The following is a 22,818-nucleotide window of genomic DNA, read 5'->3' as shown; positions in this document are numbered from 1 at the left end:
CCTATCGGCGGCGAACCACCACGCTGCCGATGGAATAACCTGCCCCGAAAGAACAGATTACCCCCAGATCACCACTGACAAGGTCATCCTTGTTTTTGTGGAAGGCGATGATCGAACCGGCAGAGCTGGTGTTTGCGTACTCATCCAGGATGACCGGGGCCTCTTCTTCGGTGGCATCCCGACCCAGTACCTTGCGCGCTATGAGCTGGTTCATGTTCAGGTTGGCCTGGTGCAGCCACATACGACGGAGATCATCCGGGGCCAGCGAAAGGCTTTGCAGCTGTTTCTGGATTGTCTCGGCAACCAGTGGCGACACTTCTTTGAATACCTTACGGCCTTGCTGAACGAAGAGCTTGTCCGGTTTGCCGACACCGGATTCGTCGGCGCGGTTCAGAAACCCGAAATTGTTCCGGATGTTATTCGAGAATTTGGTTTTCAGACTGGTACCGAGGATCTCGAAGCCCTGGCCTTTACGAGTATCTTCTTCACGCTCAACCAGAATAGCCGTACAGGCGTCACCGAAAATAAAGTGACTGTCCCGATCGCGGAAGTTCAGGTGGCCCGAACAGATCTCCGGGCTGACCACCAGAACGGCACGGGCACTGCCATTCTCGACAGAATTAACGGCGGCCTGGAGCCCGAACGTAGCGGAGCTGCAGGCTACGTTCATATCGTAGGCAAACCCGTCGATACCCAACGCCTCCTGGACCTCGATAGAAACGGCTGGGTAGGCTCGCTGCAGATTAGAGCAGGCAACAATCACCGCATCAACATCCTCAGCCGACTTGCCCGCTTGTTCCAGCGCCTCACGGCACGCCGTCACGGCCATGTCGCATTGAACCGAGGGCTCTTCGTTGCTGCGATCCGGGATGTAGGGTTTCATCCGGTTGGGATCGAGAATGCCATCCTTGTCGATGACATGGCGACGCTTGATTCCCGACGCTTTTTCGATGAACGAAGAGGAGGAAGGCTGCAGTGGCGTTACATCGCCGCTGGCGATGGCGTCTGCGTTCTCGGCGTTGAAAAGTTCAACATACTGGTTAAAGGCTTCGACCAGTTCGTCATTACTAATGGTTGCTGGCGGTGTGTAGAGACCGGTCCCGCTAATAACGGCTTTAATCACGCTAACCCCACGTCATAATTGTGAAAACGGGACACCAGACATCCCGTTTTGTTAATTCGTTGACCTACTGCCGGAAATACTAACACAGTATCGGGGTTTTGCCCGTCGGGTATCAGTCATGGGCACCGGATTGGTGCGCCCGTTACTGCCTCAGACCTTCGTTTTCTCCCACTGCCGGTCCAATCGTTTTACGGACACAGTCATCACAGTGCCCAGTTGCTGTGCAAAAAACGACACCCGGAATTCTTCCAGCATCCAGCGGTACAGCACCAGCTCGGGGTCTCGAACGCCCTGCCGCTGCTGTTCGTCCCGCTTGACAGCATACCGGGACCAGAGCGGCTCAATGGTGTGGAGAAATTCCCGTTCCCGGCCCATTTCCCGGGGCATCTTCTCCAACCGAACCAGAGCCGACTCAAAATAGCGCCCGAATTCCGCCAGCCACTCAGGCGGCGTCTCAACCAGGAATCCCGGATATACCAGGTTCTGCAGCTGAAACTTGAGATCCGCCATGCTGTTGGCCATGGCCAGATTGATCTTACCTTTTAACTGTTTCGCCACTTTCTGGTAACCGGACATGGCCTGATACAACCGTTCGTCTGCCTGCTCCAGTGCAGGAATGAAATCCCCTCGGTGAGCATCAAACACCCTGTCGAAGCCCTCTGCTGTCCTCGGAATTTCGTCCGTAAGAAAGTGCTGCATGGCGGTCGCCAACAGCAGATCGTCCAACAACACTTTCGACTGACCCACCGGAGCAAACATCAGCGCAGATTGTTTAAACCGGGGAAGCTTGCGCTCCAGATCATCAAGGGTTCGGCCAAACCGATTAATGATCAAGCGGGCGATAGCCTTCCGAGTCGTATCTTCAGCGGTCAGCCGGTCAAGACAACGGATCTGGCGTACCTGCTTACCCAGGTCCTCAAGGGCGGGATACACAGTAACCTGCATACCGCCTTTTTCTGTCTGTACCTGTTCAGGCAATGCGCCGAACTGCCATTCCGTGTACTCGCCACTCGGTTCCGTTGCCGCATCATCCTGAGTCGCCGAGGCCAGCGCCTGCTCGGCCTGACCCTCAAGTTGGTGCTGAAGATCTGCCGTTTCTCGGCTCTCTGCAATGGCGCGACCGCCGTCACCCATAACGCGAAGGTTCATCCGCAAGTGTTTTGGCAATTCGCTGTCGGTCCAGGCATCAGGATCAATCTGCACGCCGGTCATGCGCCGCAACTGCTCGCCAAGCTGAAGCGTCAGCGGTTCGTTGGAAGGCTGAAGATTTTCGAGAGCGGCATCCACGAAATCCGGCACCGGAACGAAATTCCGGCGCAATGCCTTGGGCAACGATTTCACCAGGGCAATGCACTTTTCTCTCAACAGTCCCGGCACCAGCCATTCCAGGCGACGGGACGGTATCTGCTTGAGCGCCATCAAGGGCACCTGAAGCGTAACGCCGTCCTTTTCACTGGTGGGTTCGAACTCATAGCTCAGCGGGTAACGAACACCCTCCCACTCCAGATAGTCCGGGTACAGGTCAGCGGCCTTGGCATCAACCGGTCGCTGAAGAATGTCGGTTTCGGTGAGCTCCAGTTCTTTCAACTGTTCCGCCGGTAGCCCTTTCCACCAGGTCTCGAAGTGCCGGCCACTGATGATGTCTGACGGCAGGCGTTCATCATAGAAGGCCACCAGCACTTCATCGTCAACGAGCAGGTCACGCCGCCGGGTCTTCTTCTCCAGATTCTCAACCGTGTCGAGCATTTCCCTATTACGGGCGATAAAGGGCGCCTTTGATCGGTAATCCCCCTCCACCAGGGCTCGCCGGATAAACAGATTTCGGCATTCCGCCGGATCCACCTTGGCGTAAGGAATGCGGCGCTTGGCCACGATATCGAGGCCGTACAGCGTCACCTTTTCATAGCCCATCACCTGGGCCCGCCTCTGCTCCCAGTGGGGCTCAAAGTAGTGGTGCTTGACGATATGTCCGGCCAGGGGCTCAATCCACTCCGGTTGAATGGAGGCCACCACCCGGGCGAACACCCGACTGGTCTCCACGATCTCGGTGGCCACAATCCATTTCGGGCCAGTCTTGGCGACCTTCGAACCGGGAAAGATCAGCACCTTCCGGTTCCGGGTCGCCAGGTATTCTTTCTTTTCCACCTTCACCGCTACCTGGCCCAGAAGACCCGCCAGTATCGCCTTGTGCAGCGCTTCGTAACTGGCGGCATCCTTGTTGACCGCCAGCTTCTGTTCACGACAGATCAGCGTCAGCTGGCGATGGATATCCCGCCATTCCCGCATTCGCATCCAGCTCAGGAAGTTCTTCTGGCAAACCTTCTTGAGCTGATTCTGGGACAGCTCCTGGCGTTGCTCTTCATAGAAATTCCACACGTTCAGCAGGGTGACGAAATCCGATTCCTTGTCATTGAACGGTGCGTGGGCCTGATCCGCCGCCTGCTGTTTGTCCTGGGGCCGCTCCCGGGGGTCCTGAATACTCAACCCGGCAATGATGACCAAGGTTTCCGCCAGACTGCCAAGCTCCGCCGCTGTGACCAGCATCCTGGCCAGGCGTGGATCGAGGGGCAGCCGAGACATGGTTCGACCAAGCCGGGTAACCCGGCGCTTGTCATCCACTGCACCCAATTCTTCCAGCAGCTTGTAGCCGTCGTTGACCTGACGCTTATCCGGTGCCTCCAGGAACGGGAACTGCCGAATTTCCCCAAGGCCCGACGTCGCCATTTGCAGAATGACCGACGCCAGGTTGGTGCGCAGTATTTCCGGATCGGTGTATTCCGGGCGGTTGATGAAGTCCGTCTCATCGTACAGGCGGAAACAGATGCCCGGGGCAACACGACCGCAACGCCCTGCCCTCTGGTTGGCGCTCGCCTGGGAAATAGGTTCCACCGGCAGGCGCTGGATCTTCGAGCGCACGCTGTAACGACTGATCCGGGCAACACCGGTATCGATCACGTACCGTATACCCGGCACCGTCAGCGAGGTCTCCGCCACGTTGGTGGATAACACGATCCGTCGCCCCTTGTGGGATTGGAAAACCCGATTCTGCTCGGCGTTGCTCAATCGGGAATACAGCGGAAGCACTTCGGTATGGCGCAGGTCGACGTGGCGAAGAACCTTGCTGAGGTTGCGGATCTCGCGCTCGCCGGGCAGAAAAACCAGAATATCTCCCGGCGGCTGTTTCTGGCTGCGCTCGTGCTGCTCGATTTCATCCAGGGCACCCAGCACGCCATCCGTCCAACCCTGATCCCGGTCGTCTTCATCTCCGGTCAGTGGCCGATAGCGCACGTCCACCGGATAGGTTCGCCCGCTCACCTCGATCACGGGCGCCTTGTCGAAGAACTCGCTGAAGCGGTCGACCTCAATGGTGGCCGACGTGATGATGACCTTCAGATCCGGGCGTTTGGGCAAAAGCTGGCGCAGGTAGCCCAGCAGAAAATCGATGTTGAGACTGCGCTCGTGGGCTTCGTCGATGATGATCGTATCGTAGCGGTCCAGAAACCGGTCGTGCTGAACCTCCGCCAGCAGGATGCCGTCGGTCATCACCTTTACACGGGATTGCTCGGAGGTGTTATCGGTAAAACGAACCTGATACCCGATCTGCTGACCGGTCTGCTCACCTATCTCCTCGGCAATGCGGGCAGCCACACTGCGGGCGGCGATCCGCCGGGGCTGGGTATGACCAATCAGGCCACGAATACCACGACCACTATTCATGCAGATTTTGGGTATCTGGGTGGTTTTGCCAGAACCGGTTTCACCCGCAATGATTACCACCTGATGGTTTTCGATGGCCTCACGAATATCATCCACACGCTCGGAGACCGGAAGGCCCTCGGGGAAGCTGGCCGGCTTGTGCAGGGCATGGCGTTGCTGAACCTTTTCAAGCCCGCGCTCCAGCCAGTTGGCCATTTTCTCCAGGTCTTTCTGGCCCGGTTTGCCCTTGGTACGGGCAACCGTTTTCACAATGCGGGCGGCTTCCTGCTGATTGCAGGCGTCCAGCTGCTCCATCATCGCTTTAACGGCGGCTTCGCCATCGGGCTTGGGTTTCGGTGTGCTCGGAGTATCGGAACGGGTGTCTGTCATTGAATTGCCGGAATAGCGCTCACTCGGATTCGATTGGGCGACAGTCTATCGGGAAAGTCGGTGTCTTAAAAACGGAAAAACCCCGCCGAAGCGGGGTTTTCCTTGATCCACTGCCAGGAAGGCTTACTTATTGTTCGCCTCGTCCCGCAGTTCACGGCGCAGGATCTTGCCCACATTTGTCTTGGGCAGCTCGTCCCGGAACTCGAATTGCTTGGGAACCTTGTAGGCGGTTAGCCGCTCGCGACAAAACTCCTTGAGCTCGTTTTCCGTGACGCCTTCAGCCGTCGGCACCAGGTAAACCTTGACCGCCTCACCACTCTTGGCATCGGGAACGCCAACCGCAGCGCACTCGACCACTTTCGGATGGCTGCTGACCACATCTTCGATCTCATTCGGGAACACGTTGAAGCCAGAGACAATGATCATGTCTTTCTTGCGATCGACAATACGGATATAGCCGTCTTCCTGAATCAGGGCAATGTCCCCGGTGCGCAGATAGCCATCATCGGTGAAGGACTTCTGGGTATCCTCAGGGCGCTGCCAGTAACCGCGCATAACCTGCGGGCCCTTCACGCACAGCTCGCCTGGCTCGCCAAGAGGCGTTTCATTGCCTTCTTCATCCAGGGTTTTAACCACTGTAGACGGAATCGGAAGGCCGATGGTGCCGATCTGAATGGCGCTGTGGGGGTTGAAGGTCACAACCGGGGAGGTTTCGGTCATACCGAACCCTTCGCAGATCTCACATCCGGTGACCCGTTCCCACATCTTGGCAGTGTCGCTTGTCAGCGCCATGCCGCCCGAGGACGTCAGCTTCAGGCTGCTGAAGTCCAGATCCTGAAAGTCTTCGTTGTTGCAAAGCGCGACAAAGAGCGTGTTCAGTCCCAGAAAAGCGGTGAACTTGTGGTTCTTCAGCTCTTTCACAAAGCCCGGGATATCACGCGGGTTCGGAATCAGCACGTTGTGCGCGCCGGCCTCAAGCATGATGCCGCAGTTCAGGGTAAAGGAATAAATGTGGTAGAGCGGCAGCGGCGCGATAACAACCTCCTGACCTTCAACCACCATGTCTTCCATCATAGGACGGGTCTGCAGCAGATTGGCTACCAGGTTGCCGTGAGTCAGCATCGCGCCTTTCGCCACACCGGTCGTTCCGCCGGTGTACTGAAGCACGGCAATGTCGTCCTGCTTGCACTCTACCGGGGTGAATTTTTCACGGGCGCCGGCACTCAGAACAGCAGGCAGCTTGTGGGCCTGAGGCAGATTGAACGGCGGCACCATCTTTTTGACATGCTTGACCACGGCATTCATCAGCGTGCGCTTGATTGGCGAGTGCATATCCGCGATTTCGGTAACAATCACGTGCTCAATGCCAGTGTGCGGCAACACCTTCTCGGCATTCTCGGCCATGTTCGCCAGAACCACCAGCGCCTTGGCTCCGGAATCGTTGAACTGATGTTCCATTTCCCGCGTGGTATAAAGCGGGTTGGTATTCACTACAATCAGGCCAGCTCGCATTGCGCCAAACACAACGACCGGGTACTGGCTGACGTTTGGCATCTGCACCGCGATGCGGTCGCCAGGTTTCAGATCTGTCTTGTTTTGCAGCCAGGCTGCAAAGTTGCGGCTCTGGGTGTCGAGGTCACGGTAAGTGAGAGTTGCACCAACAGCACTGAAAGCTGGACGGTCGGCAAATTTTTTGACCGACTGTTCGAACACATCCACCATGCTTTTGTACTTGTTCAGGTCCACCTCGCGGGGTACGCCGGCGGGGTATTTATCCTGATAGAACTGCTCAAAATCCATCACCATCTCCTGTTTGGCGCTTTTGATTGTAATGATTTACCGATGTCAGGTTGCTCAAAAAATCAACCCTACAAAAGTATCAGCCTCAAAAAAGTGGGGAGAGAATAGCAGTTTTGTAACCGATGAGGTAGTTTTCGAAACTCTTACCCGAACACCAACCAGAACACCTGTACTCAAATGACAACAGTGCGGAGCACGCGATGAGCGATACCCTTGATACCCTGGAAAATATCACCTACGACGAGCTGAACGAGGGCGATACCGCGACCTTCACGCGCACCCTTACCGAGGACGAACTCGTGCTGTTTGCAGCGGTCTCCGGCGATGTAAACCCGGTACACCTGGACTCTGAATTTGCCGCAGGCTCCATGTTCAAGGAACGCATCGCCCACGGTATGTGGAGCGGCTCGCTGATTTCGGCGGCCCTGGCAACAGTGATGCCAGGCCCTGGGACCATTTACCTGGAGCAGAGTCTTTCGTTCAAGCGGCCGGTTAAACTGGACGACACCCTGACCGTTCATCTCAAAGTCCTTCGCAAGGAGCCGAAAGGCCGGGTTGTGGTGGAGTGCGACGTGCGCAATCAGAACGAACAGAAGGTGGTCATCGGTGAAGCGAAGGTGATCGCCCCGACGGAAAAGGTGTCTCTGCACAAACCGCGACTGCCGAAAATCGCCATCGAACACTGAGAACTCGAAATCGGGCAGCCATTTTTATGGCCGCCCGATCGCAAGATTCACCCGGGCAGGAAATCAATCGGGAACCTGACCTTGCGGGGCTCAACATTGTCGGCCCCGAAATTGAAGAGCCGTACCCGCATGGCAATCCGTTGCTCAAGGGTGGCATGCCCAAGCTCCGAACTGACTACCTCGCAGGCGGAAACCGAACCATCCGGCTCTATGACCAGCTCCAGCAAGACTTTGCCCTCCAGGGTCGGGTCCTGGCGGAGTTCCCTCCGATACATGGAATAGAGTGCCGTTTTCTGGGCATCGAAGACTTTCCGAATATTGCTCATTGCCCGCTCACCAGCGGACGGGGCTGTCTCGGCAGGTTTAGCAACCACTTGCCTGGTTTCTTCAACGGGGGCCGCAACTGTTTTGACCTCGTGCTCAGCCACAGCGACGGTTGTTTCAGGAGCAACCGTATCTTCAACTCCGCCACTGCCAGCGAGGACTTCCGTCGATGCCTCATTCTCTCGGGTTCGACCCGGGGCGCTGCCTTCCGTGTTGACCGAAAATTTGCGAGCCGGCGCTGGTTCGGGGGACCTTAGGGAAGCCAACTTATCCCTCATCGACAGCAGCCCCGATCTCGACGCTTTCTCCCTCGCCTGCTCGTTGGTCTGCGTTGGCTTCGGCTTTGGCTCCGAGGCTACCTGAGGTTTTACCTCTGGTTCCGGAGCAGGTTCAACCTCGGCAACTTCCGGCTCCGGCTTTTCAGGCTTTTCAGGCTGCACTTCTGGTTTCGGCTCGGGCTCGGGTTCCGCCTCGGGCTTCACCGGCTCCGGTGTCACCACCGGTTGCGGCTTCTCCACCAGGCGAGCCAGCCTTGGGGGAATCGTCTCGGCTTCGCTGCGCTCGATCTCCGGCACATCCTGAATGGGAATTAGCAACGCGGGCGGCAAAAACAGCGCCGTCACCAACAAGACGATGCCCGTAAATCGTCGACTCTCGGCCTGATCACGACTCCATGGCAGCCCTGAATCGCCCATTCGAGACCATCCGCTGTCAGCCATTTCGGACCTCCCGTTCCACAGCGAGCCGCACCTGCCGGTACTGCTCATCAACACAGGTCTGCATGACCTTGCGAAGCAATCGGTAGTCGGTGTCGCGACCCGCCATGATGGTTACGTCAAGCCCCCCCTCGGGAATTTCAGACCAGCGACTGCGACGCCAGGAAAGCTCTTCCGAAAGCCCAGCGATATAGGTATCACCAATCTCGATACCCTCCAGTCTTGCAACTTCGCTGCCCTGAACGAGAATGGCATTGCCCGTTATCTGGACTGTCAGGCTCTCAACGGCCTCCTGTTGCGCCGTGGACTTTGGCAGTGGCACGTCCGCGGTGTTCTGCATCACTTTCACATCCGACGAATTCACCATCAGGAAGAAAACCAGGATCGTGAAGATGTCCATCAGGGACACCAGGTTCAGGCCCCCAGGCTTCTTCATACGGCCGTAATGTCGACGAATTCTTTTGGCCTTACGCGAGGTCTTCATACGCCCTCCCCGGATTCAAGCCTGGCATTCGCCGCAAGCTTTCGGTCTGCGGGCGCATCCATCAGTGAGACATCAGGAAACAGCTCTCCCTCAACCAGGCTGGCCGCAACCACAGCCGGATAAGAACGGACCGTATCCATGGCCGTGATCAGTGTCTGGTAATCAATGTCTGGCCCGACTTCCAGAACCACATCGGTCTTCTCCGGAACCCGGTTTTTTATCTGCCGAAGTACCTGACGCAGGCCTTCGAAGTCTTGAGCTGCCTCCTCTGCCGGCAACACACGGATCAAGCCGCGATCACTGTCGGCGATTTCAATACCCTCCGGAATCAAAGTAACCACGAGACGGATCTCTTCGGGCGCCGGCGCTTCCCCGGCGTCCATACCCGGAAAATTCAGCTCGATCATTCGAACCTGACTGAATACCATGCCCAGCAACAAGACAGGTACCAGCACAATCATCAGATTGAGAAAGGCGGTAATATCCAGCTCCGGCAATATGCTTAACCTGCGATGACGGCGTCTCATGCTTCAGACACAATGTTCAGCAACTTCACGCCGGCCATTTCAAAGCTGTCGACAATCTCATTGGTTCGGGTCTGTAGTACCGCATGAAACATGAGCAACGGAATGGCCGACATCAGGCCGAAAGCCGTGGTATTCATGGCCACGGAAATACTTTCGGACAACAGACTGGCCTTCTGGGAAGGATCTGCCGCCGCCACCGCAGTAAACGCAGCAATCAGACCAATAATGGTTCCCAGCAGGCCGAGCAACGTGGCGATGTTGGCCAGGGTTGCCAGATATTGGGTACGCTTTTCGAGGCGCGGCAGCACTTCCATCAAGCCTTCTTCCATGGCGTACTCAATATCCTCCCTACGGCTGTTGCTCAGCAGACGGCCGATGCCTGCCCCCATGATTGAGGCAATCGCACTGTCTGAGTTTGTGGCAGCTTTCATGGCCCGCTGATAGTCCCGCTTCCGCAGCAGCGGCAGGATGCCCCGCTCAAAGGCAATCCGGTTTCGCCGCCGCACCGCAGAGAGATAGAAGAACCGCTCCAGAGTAATCGCCAACCCCAATGCCAGGACAGTGGCGATGGGGTACATGAAGGGTCCACCTTCCTGGAAAAAACGTACGATCGTGTCCAGCATGATTGTTCTCCGGTTATTGCTCGGCCAGGCCTGAGTCTCCAACTGGGCTCAGGATGAGAGGATTAAGGTTTTCACGAAACAGACGGTGACGCTCCAGGACGACTGGATCTACCGGCCGGACCAGTTCCGGCGCCTCGTCATTCAGGTCCGCCCTTGGTCGTTTTGGCAGGCTTGGGGCTTGCCAGGGCAGTATGTAGAGTACACGTGGCTCATCTTCGCCCAGGCTGGCGGATATACCTTCAACAGCCAGCCGGTTCGCTTCTTCCTGATCCGCCTGCGCCGGGATGAGGAGCATTAACTGCAGGCCAACCAGCGCAAGTAAGCGTAAGACGACTTTGGCAGTTTTGCGGATATCAGCCATTTATTGCAGCCTCCGTTCCAGATCTGCTATCCAGCCAGCCACCTGCTGGTCTTCTTTATCCGTCAGCTGCCGGTAGCGGTTGTAATGCTCAAGGGCAGTCTGAAGATCCAGCAAATAGAGCTCGGCAATCACCGCCAGATTAAAATGCAGCTCGGCCACATCCGGCGAATGGCTGATGCCCAGTTCCAGTAGCCTGGCCGCTTCGGCGAATCGGTACTGGTCCTTTAGAACGAGCGCCAGGTTGTTGACTGTCACCGCCCTGGTCGGATCCAGCTCCACGGCTTTTTGCCATGCATCCACAGCCGCGCCTTTGCGACCTTCTTCGAAGGCCACCCGCCCCTCCTGTTCATAACTTGCTGCCAGTTCCGGATCCTTTCCGATGGGCTTCTCCGGCTGCCGGACTTCCTGCCCGGCGCAGCCGACGAGCAACACCAGAAGCGCCGCCAGTGGCAGGCCCGTTTTCCCCGTTGAATTACACGCCATCCCTGATCTCCATAGTCCAGCCAAGCCACTTAACGCTCCGCTCGTAACGTCCCGGGTGCAGCTCCGCAAGAACGCCAAGGCTGCGTCCTATCCAGGGGTCATACCCCTCGGCCGTAATCCGGCGATGGTTCTCCGTATGCAGTTGAATGGCTTTGTCTTCGAATGGGAAAGCTTCTTCCTCCAGTAACATCTGATACTGCATCGCCTCCAGTTCATTCAAATCCGCTGGAACCGTGGATGCCATCAGGTCTTTGGCCAGACCACGATAGAGTTCGGCCCGTCGGAACAGCGATTCAGACAGAACTCGCTCGCCGCCCAGAGCTTCGGCATCCAGGAATCTCTGTCGAGCCGATTCCAGCGCCTTTTGCTTGCGCGCCAGAGATTGTTCCAGCGGCTGGCTCAGTCTGATGCTGGTAAACACTGCAGCCGCACGGGCACCGAGCACCAGTGACGCCCGGGAGGCCCACTCAAGGGTGTCGGCGGTGTGCCAGGTGCTGTCCAGCTCTGACTGGACCAGTACTTCCCTCCAGGCATCGGGATTGTCGCCGGTTTCTACCAGGCGATGCCGGAATGTCTGGAGCTGTTCATATTCGGCCCCGCTCTCTGCCTTCGGAGCCGTTGCAAGGTAATCCCTGTAAAGGGCATTTCGTTCCGCTACATTCCCGGCTTGATTCAACAATTCCGCAGCCCGCAACTTCAGGCTCCATGGGTTAGCGTGATTGTCGGCGGCCTGCAATAATTCTGACGCCGCGCGGGTGGGTTCATCAGACTGAATCCAGGCATGTACCAGCTTTTCGCTGATGCCGGCAGTAAGCTCGTGCTGGGGAAAATCGGCGCGAAAACTCTGCAGGTCGCCGACGGCAGCGCTCCACTCTGATGCTTTGAGCAAGGTGTTTGCCGCGTCGTAGCGCGCACGGATGGCAACGTCCGAACCTGGTAGAACCGAATCAACCCGTCGGAAGTGCCCAACGGCCTCTCCGAGCCTGCCACTGGATACCGCGAGCTCTGCCTGGCGATAGACGGACGTCGCCAGTTGCTTCCGAATGGCTGAGACCTGCTCTTCGGTCACGTTTGCGAGCCGTTCACTTTCGGCAAGATTCAGCGCCTGGCCCCAGGCACGCTCCGCCAGACCATAGTCGCCCTCTTCCTGGCGTATCCGGGCCATAACCTGCCATGCTGCGTATCGCTCTGCCGGAGACGCAGTGGGCGCAGTCAATACTCGCGAACCATAATCCAACGCCAGCTGATGGTCGCCGGCGGCCAGCCACCGGGCGGCGAGATCTGCCATCAGGCCGGAAATCCGGCTATCCCCTTCGAAACGTCCACTAAAGCGGTTGGCCTCATTGGAAACATCCTTCAGTTCGGGTTGAAAGGCAGACACAGTGGTCGGCTGGTCAAGACTGTTTCTCAACAGAGCAACAGCGGCCCAGGCAGCATCGGCAGCCTCGCTGTAACCGGGCGACTCATAGGCTGCTCTGCGAAAATTCGTCAACGCTTTCGGAAAATCCCTCGCCTGCAACCAGGCATCACCAGCAAGGCGAAGCATTTCGCCGCTCTGATCAATCCTCGGAGCCAGGTGTGCGTAATAAACCGCTGCCTCAGCAAAAGTGGATTCAGCCTTCGCCACCCGGCCCTGTTCCACCAATCGTGTGGCCAGGTCATAGTGGTAATCCGCCAACCGTTTGCTGAAACTCAGCCATTTATTCTTCTGTTCACCAGTCAGAGCGGCGTAAGCGGAATCCTGGCTGTAGCTGGCGACGAACTCCGCACGGGCATTGCGAACCTGCTCCGGATCACCAGCCGCTTGCCACACATCCACTATCTGTAACCGGAAGGCAGGCACAGCACGGTGACTGGGCGAATAGTCAATAAAGGCCTGATTGGCAGCAACACTTGCGATGGTCTCGCCCTTCACCGCGTAGTAATCGGCCAGCCGATCGAACAGGAGATGTTCCCAGTGGTGGGGCCGGCTCCCATCCAGCCAGGCAATAAGGGTGTCCGTACCGCTGTTTCGGGCAGCCATCAGGGCAAGCACCCGAAACGTGTCATCGATGGTATCAACGCTCGAATCGCTGACTGACCCCAGGCTCTGTGCGCTCGGCAGGAACTCATCCAGAACTCTGATAAAGGTCGCTGCGGCCCTGCTCCACGCAGACGGCCCCTGTTTGAACTGGCTCCAACCGAGCATGTATCTGGCCTTGATGCCCAGCTCTCCACCAGCGTCTGAATTAACGAGGTGCAGATAGCCGGTTTCCGCTTCTGTGTAGCGTCCGGCTGCGAAGGCGGATTCAGCCAATCGGAACCTGGCCTCTGGCACAAGAGGGGATTTCGGATATAACCCGACCAGCTGTTTCAACCTCTGGATTGAAGCATCCTGCTGCCCCGTCAGAGCATGGGCCTTGGCCATCTGGTACAGCAGCTCGTCAAGCCTCCCGCCATAGGAACCTCGCTCGAGAATAGACTCATAGCTGCTGATGGCCTCGCTGTAGACCTGTTCTTCTTCAGACGCCGACAAGCCAACGTCTGATCCTGACCGATCCCTGATGTTGCTCAGCCGGTTGAGGGCATCGATCCGAACCTCAGGCTCGTCCGATGTCCTGAACAGGCGATGGTAGCGCCGGGCCACTTCCGAAGGCGAGATCGCCGGCATCGGCCTGCTTTCAAAAGTAAGAAACACCGGTCGCATGTCCCCGATCGTCTCTCCGTCCCGCCCAAGCTCTACACGAAAGGCTTCCTGGGCTGCAGCCGGCACCACCAATATCAAGCAGAGGAACAAGCCCGCAACTGGTTTCATCATGGCTGCGTCTCCTCCAGGCTCTGAAGGGCGAGATATTCGTAAAGATGCGCAATTTGCTGTTCGGTTTTGTCCAGCGCAAAGGCCATCTGCTGATCTCTGGCTTCGACATACTCAAGTGCCAGTTTGTCCAGCGCCGACTCGCACCTATCAAGCAACTGACGAACAGCCGATAACAACACCTCGTTTCGCCTTTCCAGCGCAAGGGCTTCACGACGCAATCGATCCAGCGTTTCCGGCTGCCGGGATCCCCTGGCCTGGACCTGTTCCAGTCTGGCCTGTGTGTCGGCCAGCGTTTTATGAAGGGAGCGAATACGGGCTTGCTGGTCGGGATCGGCTTGATTGGCCAAACTCTCCAGGCTGGCACTCAGATCCTTGCCCCGCGCGGAGAGATCCATTTTGCTTTGATCGGCGAACGGGTTCTGCATGCCGGCGAGTTTGTCTTCAAGCGCTCCCCCGAACACCTGCAGATCATGACCGTGGCGATCCAGCTTTGCCGCCATGGTGCGAAGGGCCACGACTCGCCCCGCCGCCCTCTGCGCCTCCGGACCCTCCATGAAGCCCAACAGATAGGCCATTCGCGGTTGAGTCAAGGTGCGGCTGTCGGCAAGAAACCAGTCAACTCCGGTCTCCCTGGCATCTTCCACCAGGGTTTTGTAGGCGCCCTGTTCGCGAATCTTGCCGGCAAGTTTACGAAGCGTGACCCGTTCACTCTCGAACGCAGCGTTGGCCGCAAGGTAGGCTTCTCCAGCCTGCCCGAGATAGCCGGAGAGATCGTAGCCGCGCCCCATCCCTATCCATGCGTCGGCAACTCCCGGGTAGGCCAAAGGATATTTCCTGGCTCGATGCCAGCTCTGCATAGCGGCCCGGTGATTGCCTTTTTCTGTCAGCGCCAAGCCGTGAAGGTAAAGGGCCCACGGCGTGTTGAAACTGTCGAGATCGACCTTCTCCAGAAAGCCGATCGCTTTATCGAATTCGCCGTGCTGGTAGGCAAGGTAGCCCGCACGTACCAACAGATTATTCTCCAGATGCTGGCTACGCTCGGAATCGGCGTCACCATCGGACATGGCTAACGCAACCCGCAGAGCAACCAGCGCTCTGGCCGGGTTAAGATCGGATTTCGCGTAATCACTGGCAAGATTGAGGTATCCCAGAGCCGCCCAGTAGCCCTCTTTCATACCGGCCAGGATGCGCCCGGCCTCATCTGTGCGGCCTTCGGCTCGTGCCTTCTCAGCGTCTTCATAGAGCGCTTGCTGTCGTCTGTCCCCAAGATCCACGCCGACTTCTCCCGCCTGCCGGAATTGCTTGAGACCAGAAAGGACATCATCCGGCATTGCCGGCGTGGCCGCCCCGGAAAAGTTGGAAACAGTCAGAGGTAACACAAACAGGAGGACCCGGAGCATCATGGCGCCCTACTCCCACTCTAGGAAAGAAACCCGAGGTTCGTAATCGGGCGCCCGGGCTTCCAGACTAATCTGCAAACGAAGCACGCCGGGGCGTTTTCTGAACCTATGGATGGATTCCCGCCGCACGAAATCATCATCGGCGGAGCGAGCGGTAATCACCGTTTTCAACTCATGCTCGCCGTTTTCCAGGTTCCCGGTAAACAACTGCTGGATTCCGCCGCGTTCAAGCGATGTCCGCTCTCTATCGGAATACAGGTGGGAAGCGACAGGTTGGCCATTCACGAAGAGTTCGACGGAATCAAGATCGAGGGCATCCCGGCTCTGAAGTGTCAGAAAAACTGCCAGTCGGGTATTGGCCGGATGCAGGACCTTCTGCTCAAGGGCGAAGACGCGCTCGGAATGGCTGGCGATTTCAGCATTCAGGCGTTCGAGTTCCTCGTCAAGCCCGTCGGCGGCTGCAGCCGAGGCAGCCAGCAATGCCAGAACCAGTGCCCCGATGCGGACTAACCTTTGGTGTTCTATCCGGCGCCTTTGTGATTGTTGTGAGCCGAACATAAGCCTCCCGCCTTTGTAGCCTCTGTAACTCATGCAAACTTCTGTAACAGATCGGCAGGAAGCGTAACACTTGGTAACCGCCAAGAACGGTATACAGATCACCAAATGGAAAACGCACAGCGAAAGCTTAAGCGGTCGGAAGAGTGGGAAGAGTGTCGAGTTATTTGACAGAGTCAGGAGGGATATCGGGGGGCCGGGAAGATTCAGCGGATAAGTTGAATTTTAAACAACTGTTTTAGCAGCTTTTAAGTCAAGTGGCCCTGTATTTGCTCACTGGAAAGCGGCGGGAGTGCCTTCAGGCAACCCCGCTTGATATGCCGAGTTTTGCCGATGCCCTCAACCGCATCGGCTTTTTTTATTTACTCAGCTGCTTCATGGCCGATTCAAGGCCTTCAACGGTTAACGGGTACATGTGATCGTTAACGAGTTGCCTGGTCATACCCAACGAACCACCGCTACCCCAGTAACTCTCCGGGAGCGGATTGATCCAGACGACCTTACGGAAGTGCTCGGTAATTCGCTGGAACCAGGTGGCGCCGGCTTCCTCGTTCCAGTGCTCAATCGAGCCACCGGGATGGGAAATTTCATAGGGTGCCATGGTCGCGTCGCCGACAAAGATCACTTTGTAGTCGGGCGTGTACTTGTGAAGAATGTCCCAGGTGCTGGTGGTTTCGTTCATCCGGCGGATATTGTTCTTCCAGACACTCTCATAGATGAAATTGTGGAAGTAAAAATATTCCATGTGCTTGAACTCAAGCCGCGCGGCCGAGAACAGCTCCTCGCAGACACGAACGTGAGGGTCCATGGACCCGCCAACATCGAAGAAGATCAGCACTTTTACCGCGTTATGCCGTTCGGGCACCATCTTCAGGTCCAGGTATCCGGCATTGCGAGCCGTGGAACGGATCGTGTCGTCCATGTCCAGTTGGTCCGCCGCGCCCTGGCGGGCAAACTTCCGCAGGCGGCGCAGCGCCACCTTGATGTTGCGGATGCCGAGGGTCACGCTGTCGTCCAGATCCTTGAACTCGCGCTTTTCCCAGACTTTCACGGCCCTGCCGTGGCGGCCTTTTTTCTGGCCAATCCGGAAGCCTTCCGGGTTGTAGCCGTTTGCCCCGAATGGCGAGGTGCCCCCAGTGCCGATCCACTTGTTGCCGCCGGCGTGGCGCTCCTCCTGCTCTTCCATCCGTTTCTTGAAGGTTTCGATCAGCTCCTCCAGGCCGCCCAGAGAATCGATCTTCGCCTTCTCTTCCTCCGACAGGTGCTTCTCGAATTCTGCCCGCAACCAGTCGTCCGGAATCAGGGCTTCCAGCAGGTCGTCGAGATTCTCGATACCTTCAAAATAGGCCTGGAAGGCACGGTCAAACTTGTCGAAGTGGCGCTCGTCCTTCACCAGGCAAAGACGGGACAGGTAATAGAATTCCTCCATGTCCGCAAAGGCGAGCCGCTTCTGCAGGGCTTCCAGAAGGTCCAGAAATTCCCTCAGACTGGCAGGCACCCGTGCGCGCCGGACTTCAAGAAAAAATTCAATCAACATAAAACGTGACTCTTGCCAATGATCTTGCCGAGAATCAGCTGCGGCGACGGGCCATGAAGGCGAGCTTCTGCAACAGGTGCACATCCTGCTCGTTCTTCACCAGGGCACCGTACAGAGGCGGCAACGCCGAGCTGGTATCCTTCTCCTGCAACATTTTTGCCGACAGCTCGTCGGCCATCAGCAGTTTCAGCCAGTCAATCAGCTCCGAGGTAGAGGGCTTCTTCTTCAGCCCCGGGACCTTGCGCACATCGAAGAAGACTTCCAGGGCATCGCGAACGATTTGCTGCTGCAGGCCCGGGAAATGCACATCCACGATATTCTGCATGGTGTCATGATCCGGGAAGCTGATGTAGTGGAAGAAACAGCGACGCAGGAACGCATCCGGCAGTTCCTTCTCGTTGTTACTGGTGATCACCACGATCGGGCGTTTCTTTGCCTTAACCAACTTCTGGGTCTCGTAGACAAAGAACTCCATCCGGTCGAGTTCCAGCAAAAGGTCGTTGGGGAATTCGATATCCGCCTTGTCGATCTCATCGATCAGCAGAACCACCTGCTCGTCCGCCTCGAAGGCCTCCCAAAGCTTGCCCTTGACGATATAGTTGCTGATGTCCTTGACCTTCTCATCACCTAACTGGGAGTCCCTCAGACGGGAAACCGCATCGTATTCATAAAGCCCCTGCTGGGCCTTGGTGGTGGATTTGATGTGCCACGGAATCAGCCTCATACCCAGACCAGCGGCCATTTCCTCCGCCAGCAGGGTTTTCCCGGTGCCCGGCTCGCCCTTGATCAACAGCGGGCGCTGAAGCGCAATTGCTGCGTTGACGGCCATTTGCAGGTCATCGGTGGCTACGTACTTCTCGGTGCCGGTAAACTTCATGCTCTGGTTCCTGTTGGTTACTTTTTCTGGTCTTTCTGATCAGGCTTCTTTTTCGGATCATCTTCGGGTAATCCGGACTCGTCCTGATCATAATCGGGTAAATCGTCAAATTCGGACAGATCGAAATCCTCCAGCCCGAACTCTTCCTCGTCATCTTCTTCCGGCGTATCGGCGTCGGAAGCATCGGCGACATCTTCCAGCTCCGGGATATCCTCGTCCATATCCGCAGGCTCTTCCTCCACCGGCGTATCGGCCACCGGGATGTCCTCTTCCAGCTCATCGGCCGGTTCCACTTCGGGTTCCGAAAGCGCTTCATCTTCCGCCTTCAGAGTGGCCTCATGCTCATCGATCACGGCTTCCAGTTCGGACATATCATCCTCTGGCGCTTCCTCTGTGACCTCCGGAATCTCATCCGGTTCGGGCTCCGCAGTTTCGTCTGATTCTACGACAGGCGCCGTGGCCGGCTCTGGTTCCGGCTCCTCCTGAAGATCCTCAAGCGTTTCGCGCTCAGCGGCCGCCTCAGCCTGCTCCTGCTGGCGTTGTTTCCGCCGGCGAAGTGCAAACCACACCAGGCCGCCAATCACTACCAGGCCACCGGCTGCTGCACCAACCATCCACAAAGGTATGGCAAAGGCGGTTTCCTTTTCTTCCGGCTGCACGGGTGCTGGTTCAGGCTCCTGGGCCGCCGGCGTTATCGGCTCCTCTGCCTGGCTAACGTCGATGGGCGAAGCAATCGCTGGTTCAGGCTCGGGTTGCTCCGGCTCGGCTACTGGCGGCTCCGGCTCAGGCTGCTCGGTGGCGGGCGCCGGTTCTGACACCTCAGGCTCCACCTGCTCAACTGGCTGATCGGCAGGCTCTGCCCCTTCAGGCACCGTGAACCCGACGGTAGCACTGAACTTGCGGCTGAAGGTCTGGCCGTCGGCGACCACATCAAAGGTGTAGAGGCCCGCAGCTGGCAATCGACTCACGGTATCCCGATAGGTGCCGTCTTCCGGCGGCTGCTCACCGCTTAATACCTTGGTTCCGCTTCTGCCATCTTCCGAAGTGATACTGAGGCTGACTTCAATCACACCCAGAAAATCAGGATTGGTGATTTTTGCCCCTTCTTCGAAAAAGCCAACCCGGATGTTGAGTGGGTCGTCCGCTGTAAACGACGGTGGAAGTGGATTAACGACCATCCTGAGGTCGCTGACCACGGTTACCCGGCTACCCTCGCCCAGCTCGCCATTGATACGCCACTGCCCGGCCAACGGCTCATTGACCGTGATCAGGTCATAGCCGGCTTCCCTTGCCCAACGGACATTATCGGGGAATTCGGAGAGATTCACGGTCTGTTCGTCCGGGCGAACCAGTGCAAGCTCCCGTGTTGCCGGGGTCTCGGACTCTCCCCAGAAAATCAGGGCGGTAAATTCACGAACGCCCTCATCCACGGTGAAACCGTTGCCCTCAATCGGAATCTGCTCCTGAGGGACCGCCGTATTCAGGGCCTGCAGGAACGCCAGGTTCAGCGCATCCGCGGTATCGGCCACCTGGAACCGGCCGCCGGATTCCGTCGCCAGGGCTTTCAGAAAGTCGGTATCGGCAGCCTCTGAAAGGGCGACCGGATGAAACGTGGCGCCCCGCTCTATGAGGTCCGCAACAATTGTGTCCAATATCCGGTTTTCCTCTGCTGTATTGGCCGCCGGATCGTCGGAGATATCGACCTTGCCGTCAGTCAGCAGGATAAAGTGGGTACGGCTCAGATCGCCGTCAGTGAAATAGTCATCGCTTGCCGTCTCGATCGCCGCTCCAAGGTTGGTCCTGAGGGCGACCGAATTGATCTGCGCAGAGCGCTGAATGGCCATGTCGCGCCACGCGTCGGTCACTTCACGATGCGGCACCAGCATGTTGACGTATTGCCCGAAGGTCCAGACACCGGCGGTGGCACCCTCCGGCAACAGCCGGGCGAGCAGTCGAACGGCAGGCTGACGCAGGTTTTCCGGATCGGTGTCTTTCATGGACCCCGAGATGTCGACAATGATCCGCACGTCCGACTGCTCTGGCAGTTGAACGTCATCACTTTCCTGGGCGTTAAGCCCGGCAGGCAGGCTGAGCGCGAGGAAAACCGCAAACAGACCAAGCCATCTCGATGTCATCTCTCTCAAGGCATCCATCCTTTTCTTCTTTTGTTTTTCTGCGTTACTTGCGGACAAGACGGTAGCGAACCAGATCCAGGACCCAGACCAGCAGCATCACCAATCCGGCCAGACCAAGATTGAACAGGGCCCGGCCTGAAGCATCGGCGTCGCCGAGAATCATTTCATAACCGCCAAACAGCCAGGCCGGAATCCACCAACCGGCCAGATCCGGCGATTCAACCGGGGTAAGAAGCAAAGCCACCAGGGCTGCAAGAATCAGCGTACGCACCCCGTAAAATGGAAGGAAACGGACCAGGCTCTTCATCATGTAAAAAAACACGACAAAGGCGATGGCGTAGGCGGCCCAGAAAATCCCGTAGGCCAGTTGTGCATCAGTATCAATCATTACAGGATCCAGTGAATGATGTGTTCTTCCCAGTCTTCTTCCGGCACGCGGTCCTCTGACATCACCTTGTGACGGATCGAAACGCCGGCCTCGTGCACCGAACCCGGATCCCCACTTCGAAGAGGATGCCAGTCGGCCAATGGCCGGTCTTCAGCCAACGTCCGGTAGGCGCAGGTATACGGCAACCAATGGTAGTCGCTGACGGTATCCGGTGTCAGCACTGTGCAGCCCGGCACTTTTTTCAGCCGTTCTTCATAGACGGTGCATTGGCAGGTTTCCTCGTCCATATAGCGACACACCAGGTCGGTGTGGTAAACCTCACCAGTGTCTTCGTCTTCCAGTTTGTTCAGGCAACATTTACCGCAACCGTCGCAGAGAGACTCCCATTCCTCAGGCGTCATCTCGTGCAGGCGTTTACGCTGCCAGAACGGCACCTGGGCAATCATGGATTGCGCTGGTCCAGCTTACGTTTGAAGTCCACCACGTAGCCCTCCTGTTCTTCCGGCATCTGGAGAAAGAAGTCCTTCTCGCCGATCGCGTCCAGAACCTGCTTGCCGGTGGTTCTTGCCAGCTTGCGGTCCGGTGTCAGCACCAGATCCATGGAATGGACCGGCTGCCCGAAGATACCCCGGAGGCTCTCGGGGAGTTCTTCCCATTTCTGTCCGCGGCGAACAAAAAGATAGGTGTCGTTCTTCTTGCTGCTCCGGAAAACAGAGACAAATTCACGCTCTTTCATGACTTCAGTAATTCCTCGATATCAGCGCGAACCGGCGCGAGAATCTGCGCCCGCCAACCCTGAAAAAATTCGTGTTGCGCCAGATCGGGGTGCTGCACCACCTTCTCAAGACGCTTTCTGGGCGCCAGCAATTCCATTGGAATATCAGAATCTTCCGCCGCTTTTCTGAAAAGGCGCTTTAACTGCTTGAAGAATCCCTGCTGATCCCGCGACAAGGGTGGCGCGATCCTCTCAAGGGACGAATTATCCGCGGTCGATCCCCGGCTAACAAGTTCAATAAGGATATCGCCATACCGACGGACTGCGCCGGAGGGTACACCCTGAATATTGGAGAGCTCCTTCAGGGAGCCTGGCAGCCTTTCCGCAATGGCAATCAATAACGCATCCGCCAACACTCGGTTCCTGGGCCGGTCCCGCCGCTGACATTCCAGTTCACGCCAACGAACCAGTTCCCTGAGCACCCCCTGTTGCTGAGCCGAAAGCGTCCAGCCACCTCGCAGTTTCAAATAATGGTTATCCGGATCTTCCTGCCCCGCCAGCTCATCGGCAAAGCGAGCCGATTCCTCAACCAGGGCCGCCTCCAGTCCACGATCGCGCAATAACGTGCTGACCCACTGGTACATCGGCTCCAGAAAACGGATATCGTCAATCGCGTAGCGTTGCTGGGCTTCGCTTAGCGGTCTTGCAAGCCAGTCAGAGCGGGTGGCGGACTTGTCCAGGGTTTCGCCGAACAGAGTTTCCACCAGCCTCGCGTAACCCAGGGAAAATCCGGCGCCAGCCATCGCGGCACCGATTTGAAGGTCAATCACACCGGCAGGCTGAATATTGAGCCACTGACGAAACAGTTCCAGGTCTTCGCTCATGGCGTACAGGAGTTTTGGGGTATTGGGATCCGCCAGCATTTCTCGAAAACGTCGGGATTGTTCGGCAACGGAAGGATCCACCAGGCAGAACTCGCCGTCGAGACCCAGCTGAACCAGACCCGGTATGGGATAAAAGGTGTTAACCCGCTCGAATTCCGTGTCCAGCGCCAGAGGCTTGCCCGGTGCGCGGTCCAGCCATTGGTCCAGCGCCTCCGGCTCCCGGACCCAATGAATGCTGGCCGGAGCCGGGGGAACGTCAACAGCCGCAGCGGCCTGGGCAGAAATATCCATAAATGTGCCTGGTAGGGTTATTCGGT

General features: G+C 57.3%; 20 protein-coding genes. 1 reads left to right on the top strand and 19 read right to left on the bottom strand.

All coding sequences use genetic code 11. The features are described from left to right. Nucleotide 1: 1 nt before the first annotated feature. The 3 genes from BM035_RS13250 to BM035_RS13240 form a co-directional block, all read right to left on the bottom strand. Entirely contained in the window at nucleotides 2-1,123 is a 1,122-nt protein-coding gene (locus tag BM035_RS13250) for a beta-ketoacyl-ACP synthase III (RefSeq protein ID WP_092032422.1), read from the bottom strand. Nucleotides 1,124-1,273: 150 nt separating this feature from the next. Then, nucleotides 1,274-5,209 carry an ATP-dependent RNA helicase HrpA gene (hrpA, locus tag BM035_RS13245; RefSeq protein ID WP_175497397.1) on the bottom strand — a complete coding sequence of 1,312 codons (3,936 nt, stop codon included), beginning with the start codon at nucleotides 5,207-5,209 and terminating at the stop codon, nucleotides 1,274-1,276. A gap of 123 nt (nucleotides 5,210-5,332) precedes the next feature. Then, nucleotides 5,333-7,009: a long-chain fatty acid--CoA ligase gene (locus BM035_RS13240; RefSeq protein ID WP_092032420.1), complete on the bottom strand. Its 1,677-nt coding sequence runs from the start codon at nucleotides 7,007-7,009 to the stop codon at nucleotides 5,333-5,335. 200 nt (nucleotides 7,010-7,209) lie between these two features. On the opposite strand from BM035_RS13240, the gene BM035_RS13235 reads away from it, so the two are divergent. Continuing rightward, a complete protein-coding gene (locus BM035_RS13235) occupies nucleotides 7,210-7,695 on the top strand; it encodes a MaoC/PaaZ C-terminal domain-containing protein (protein WP_014577221.1) in 486 nt (161 codons plus the stop codon). A gap of 47 nt (nucleotides 7,696-7,742) precedes the next feature. Here the strand turns inward: BM035_RS13235 and BM035_RS13230 are convergent, their stop codons facing one another. From BM035_RS13230 to BM035_RS13155, 16 genes are all read right to left on the bottom strand, one after another. Further along, complete coding sequence (locus BM035_RS13230) at nucleotides 7,743-8,738, bottom strand: AgmX/PglI C-terminal domain-containing protein (RefSeq protein ID WP_254775505.1); 996 nt, start codon at nucleotides 8,736-8,738, stop codon at nucleotides 7,743-7,745. Continuing rightward, nucleotides 8,731-9,219, bottom strand: coding sequence for an ExbD/TolR family protein (locus tag BM035_RS13225; protein WP_092032417.1), 489 nt, complete (start codon nucleotides 9,217-9,219; stop codon nucleotides 8,731-8,733). Before BM035_RS13225 ends, BM035_RS13230 begins: the two co-directional genes overlap by 8 nt. Then, the gene (locus BM035_RS13220; RefSeq protein WP_092032414.1) at nucleotides 9,216-9,746 is read right to left on the bottom strand and encodes an ExbD/TolR family protein; all 531 of its coding nucleotides are present in this window, start codon (nucleotides 9,744-9,746) and stop codon (nucleotides 9,216-9,218) included. The genes BM035_RS13225 and BM035_RS13220 overlap by 4 nt, the downstream gene beginning before the upstream one ends. Next, nucleotides 9,743-10,369, bottom strand: coding sequence for a MotA/TolQ/ExbB proton channel family protein (locus tag BM035_RS13215; RefSeq protein ID WP_092032412.1), 627 nt, complete (start codon nucleotides 10,367-10,369; stop codon nucleotides 9,743-9,745). Before BM035_RS13215 ends, BM035_RS13220 begins: the two co-directional genes overlap by 4 nt. A 13-nt stretch (nucleotides 10,370-10,382) precedes the next feature. After that, the gene (locus tag BM035_RS13210) at nucleotides 10,383-10,730 is read right to left on the bottom strand and encodes a hypothetical protein (protein ID WP_092032409.1); all 348 of its coding nucleotides are present in this window, start codon (nucleotides 10,728-10,730) and stop codon (nucleotides 10,383-10,385) included. Continuing rightward, nucleotides 10,731-11,213, bottom strand: a complete 483-nt coding sequence (locus BM035_RS13205) for a hypothetical protein (RefSeq protein WP_088557159.1) — start codon at nucleotides 11,211-11,213, stop codon at nucleotides 10,731-10,733. Further along, on the bottom strand, nucleotides 11,203-14,010 hold the full coding sequence (locus BM035_RS13200; protein WP_254775503.1) for a tetratricopeptide repeat protein: 2,808 nt from the start codon (nucleotides 14,008-14,010) through the stop codon (nucleotides 11,203-11,205). The genes BM035_RS13205 and BM035_RS13200 overlap by 11 nt, the downstream gene beginning before the upstream one ends. Further along, nucleotides 14,007-15,413: a tetratricopeptide repeat protein gene (locus BM035_RS13195; protein WP_092032407.1), complete on the bottom strand. Its 1,407-nt coding sequence runs from the start codon at nucleotides 15,411-15,413 to the stop codon at nucleotides 14,007-14,009. Before BM035_RS13195 ends, BM035_RS13200 begins: the two co-directional genes overlap by 4 nt. A 6-nt stretch (nucleotides 15,414-15,419) precedes the next feature. Next, entirely contained in the window at nucleotides 15,420-15,968 is a 549-nt protein-coding gene (locus tag BM035_RS13190) for an AraC family transcriptional regulator (RefSeq protein ID WP_254775502.1), read from the bottom strand. 355 nt (nucleotides 15,969-16,323) lie between these two features. After that, nucleotides 16,324-17,502: a vWA domain-containing protein gene (locus BM035_RS13185; protein ID WP_092032405.1), complete on the bottom strand. Its 1,179-nt coding sequence runs from the start codon at nucleotides 17,500-17,502 to the stop codon at nucleotides 16,324-16,326. A gap of 34 nt (nucleotides 17,503-17,536) precedes the next feature. After that, complete coding sequence (locus BM035_RS13180) at nucleotides 17,537-18,379, bottom strand: AAA family ATPase (RefSeq protein ID WP_092032403.1); 843 nt, start codon at nucleotides 18,377-18,379, stop codon at nucleotides 17,537-17,539. Nucleotides 18,380-18,396: 17 nt separating this feature from the next. Next, nucleotides 18,397-20,514, bottom strand: coding sequence for a VWA domain-containing protein (locus BM035_RS13175; RefSeq protein WP_254775500.1), 2,118 nt, complete (start codon nucleotides 20,512-20,514; stop codon nucleotides 18,397-18,399). Between the two features lie 43 nt (nucleotides 20,515-20,557). Continuing rightward, on the bottom strand, nucleotides 20,558-20,902 hold the full coding sequence (locus BM035_RS13170; protein ID WP_064226965.1) for a hypothetical protein: 345 nt from the start codon (nucleotides 20,900-20,902) through the stop codon (nucleotides 20,558-20,560). Next, nucleotides 20,902-21,348, bottom strand: a complete 447-nt coding sequence (locus BM035_RS13165; RefSeq protein WP_092032398.1) for a YcgN family cysteine cluster protein — start codon at nucleotides 21,346-21,348, stop codon at nucleotides 20,902-20,904. The genes BM035_RS13170 and BM035_RS13165 overlap by 1 nt, the downstream gene beginning before the upstream one ends. After that, nucleotides 21,345-21,638, bottom strand: a complete 294-nt coding sequence (locus tag BM035_RS13160) for a YcgL domain-containing protein (protein ID WP_088557151.1) — start codon at nucleotides 21,636-21,638, stop codon at nucleotides 21,345-21,347. Before BM035_RS13160 ends, BM035_RS13165 begins: the two co-directional genes overlap by 4 nt. Next, nucleotides 21,635-22,792, bottom strand: a complete 1,158-nt coding sequence (locus tag BM035_RS13155; RefSeq protein WP_092032395.1) for a ribonuclease D — start codon at nucleotides 22,790-22,792, stop codon at nucleotides 21,635-21,637. Before BM035_RS13155 ends, BM035_RS13160 begins: the two co-directional genes overlap by 4 nt. Nucleotides 22,793-22,818 lie beyond the last annotated feature (26 nt).

It is taken from the genome of Marinobacter sp. DSM 26671, from assembly GCF_900112835.1.
Taxonomy (GTDB): domain Bacteria; phylum Pseudomonadota; class Gammaproteobacteria; order Pseudomonadales; family Oleiphilaceae; genus Marinobacter; species Marinobacter flavimaris.
The sequence above is the reverse complement of the archived record's forward strand: the minus strand, read 5'-3'. Positions and strand labels throughout refer to the sequence as shown.

Bases quoted from the DNA above. Each gene is read 5' to 3' on its own strand.
- hrpA (WP_175497397.1), bottom strand. From the start codon at position 5,209: ATGACAGACACCCGTTCCGATACTCCGAGCACACCGAAACCCAAGCCC.
- BM035_RS13240 (WP_092032420.1), bottom strand. From the start codon at position 7,009: ATGGATTTTGAGCAGTTCTATCAGGATAAATACCCCGCCGGCGTACCC.
- BM035_RS13235 (WP_014577221.1), top strand. From the start codon at position 7,210: ATGAGCGATACCCTTGATACCCTGGAAAATATCACCTACGACGAGCTG.
- BM035_RS13230 (WP_254775505.1), bottom strand. From the start codon at position 8,738: ATGGCTGACAGCGGATGGTCTCGAATGGGCGATTCAGGGCTGCCATGG.
- BM035_RS13225 (WP_092032417.1), bottom strand. From the start codon at position 9,219: ATGAAGACCTCGCGTAAGGCCAAAAGAATTCGTCGACATTACGGCCGT.
- BM035_RS13220 (WP_092032414.1), bottom strand. From the start codon at position 9,746: ATGAGACGCCGTCATCGCAGGTTAAGCATATTGCCGGAGCTGGATATT.
- BM035_RS13215 (WP_092032412.1), bottom strand. From the start codon at position 10,369: ATGCTGGACACGATCGTACGTTTTTTCCAGGAAGGTGGACCCTTCATG.
- BM035_RS13210 (WP_092032409.1), bottom strand. From the start codon at position 10,730: ATGGCTGATATCCGCAAAACTGCCAAAGTCGTCTTACGCTTACTTGCG.
- BM035_RS13205 (WP_088557159.1), bottom strand. From the start codon at position 11,213: ATGGCGTGTAATTCAACGGGGAAAACGGGCCTGCCACTGGCGGCGCTT.
- BM035_RS13200 (WP_254775503.1), bottom strand. From the start codon at position 14,010: ATGATGAAACCAGTTGCGGGCTTGTTCCTCTGCTTGATATTGGTGGTG.
- BM035_RS13195 (WP_092032407.1), bottom strand. From the start codon at position 15,413: ATGATGCTCCGGGTCCTCCTGTTTGTGTTACCTCTGACTGTTTCCAAC.
- BM035_RS13190 (WP_254775502.1), bottom strand. From the start codon at position 15,968: ATGTTCGGCTCACAACAATCACAAAGGCGCCGGATAGAACACCAAAGG.
- BM035_RS13185 (WP_092032405.1), bottom strand. From the start codon at position 17,502: ATGTTGATTGAATTTTTTCTTGAAGTCCGGCGCGCACGGGTGCCTGCC.
- BM035_RS13180 (WP_092032403.1), bottom strand. From the start codon at position 18,379: ATGAAGTTTACCGGCACCGAGAAGTACGTAGCCACCGATGACCTGCAA.
- BM035_RS13175 (WP_254775500.1), bottom strand. From the start codon at position 20,514: ATGACATCGAGATGGCTTGGTCTGTTTGCGGTTTTCCTCGCGCTCAGC.
- BM035_RS13170 (WP_064226965.1), bottom strand. From the start codon at position 20,902: ATGATTGATACTGATGCACAACTGGCCTACGGGATTTTCTGGGCCGCC.
- BM035_RS13165 (WP_092032398.1), bottom strand. From the start codon at position 21,348: ATGATTGCCCAGGTGCCGTTCTGGCAGCGTAAACGCCTGCACGAGATG.
- BM035_RS13160 (WP_088557151.1), bottom strand. From the start codon at position 21,638: ATGAAAGAGCGTGAATTTGTCTCTGTTTTCCGGAGCAGCAAGAAGAAC.
- BM035_RS13155 (WP_092032395.1), bottom strand. From the start codon at position 22,792: ATGGATATTTCTGCCCAGGCCGCTGCGGCTGTTGACGTTCCCCCGGCT.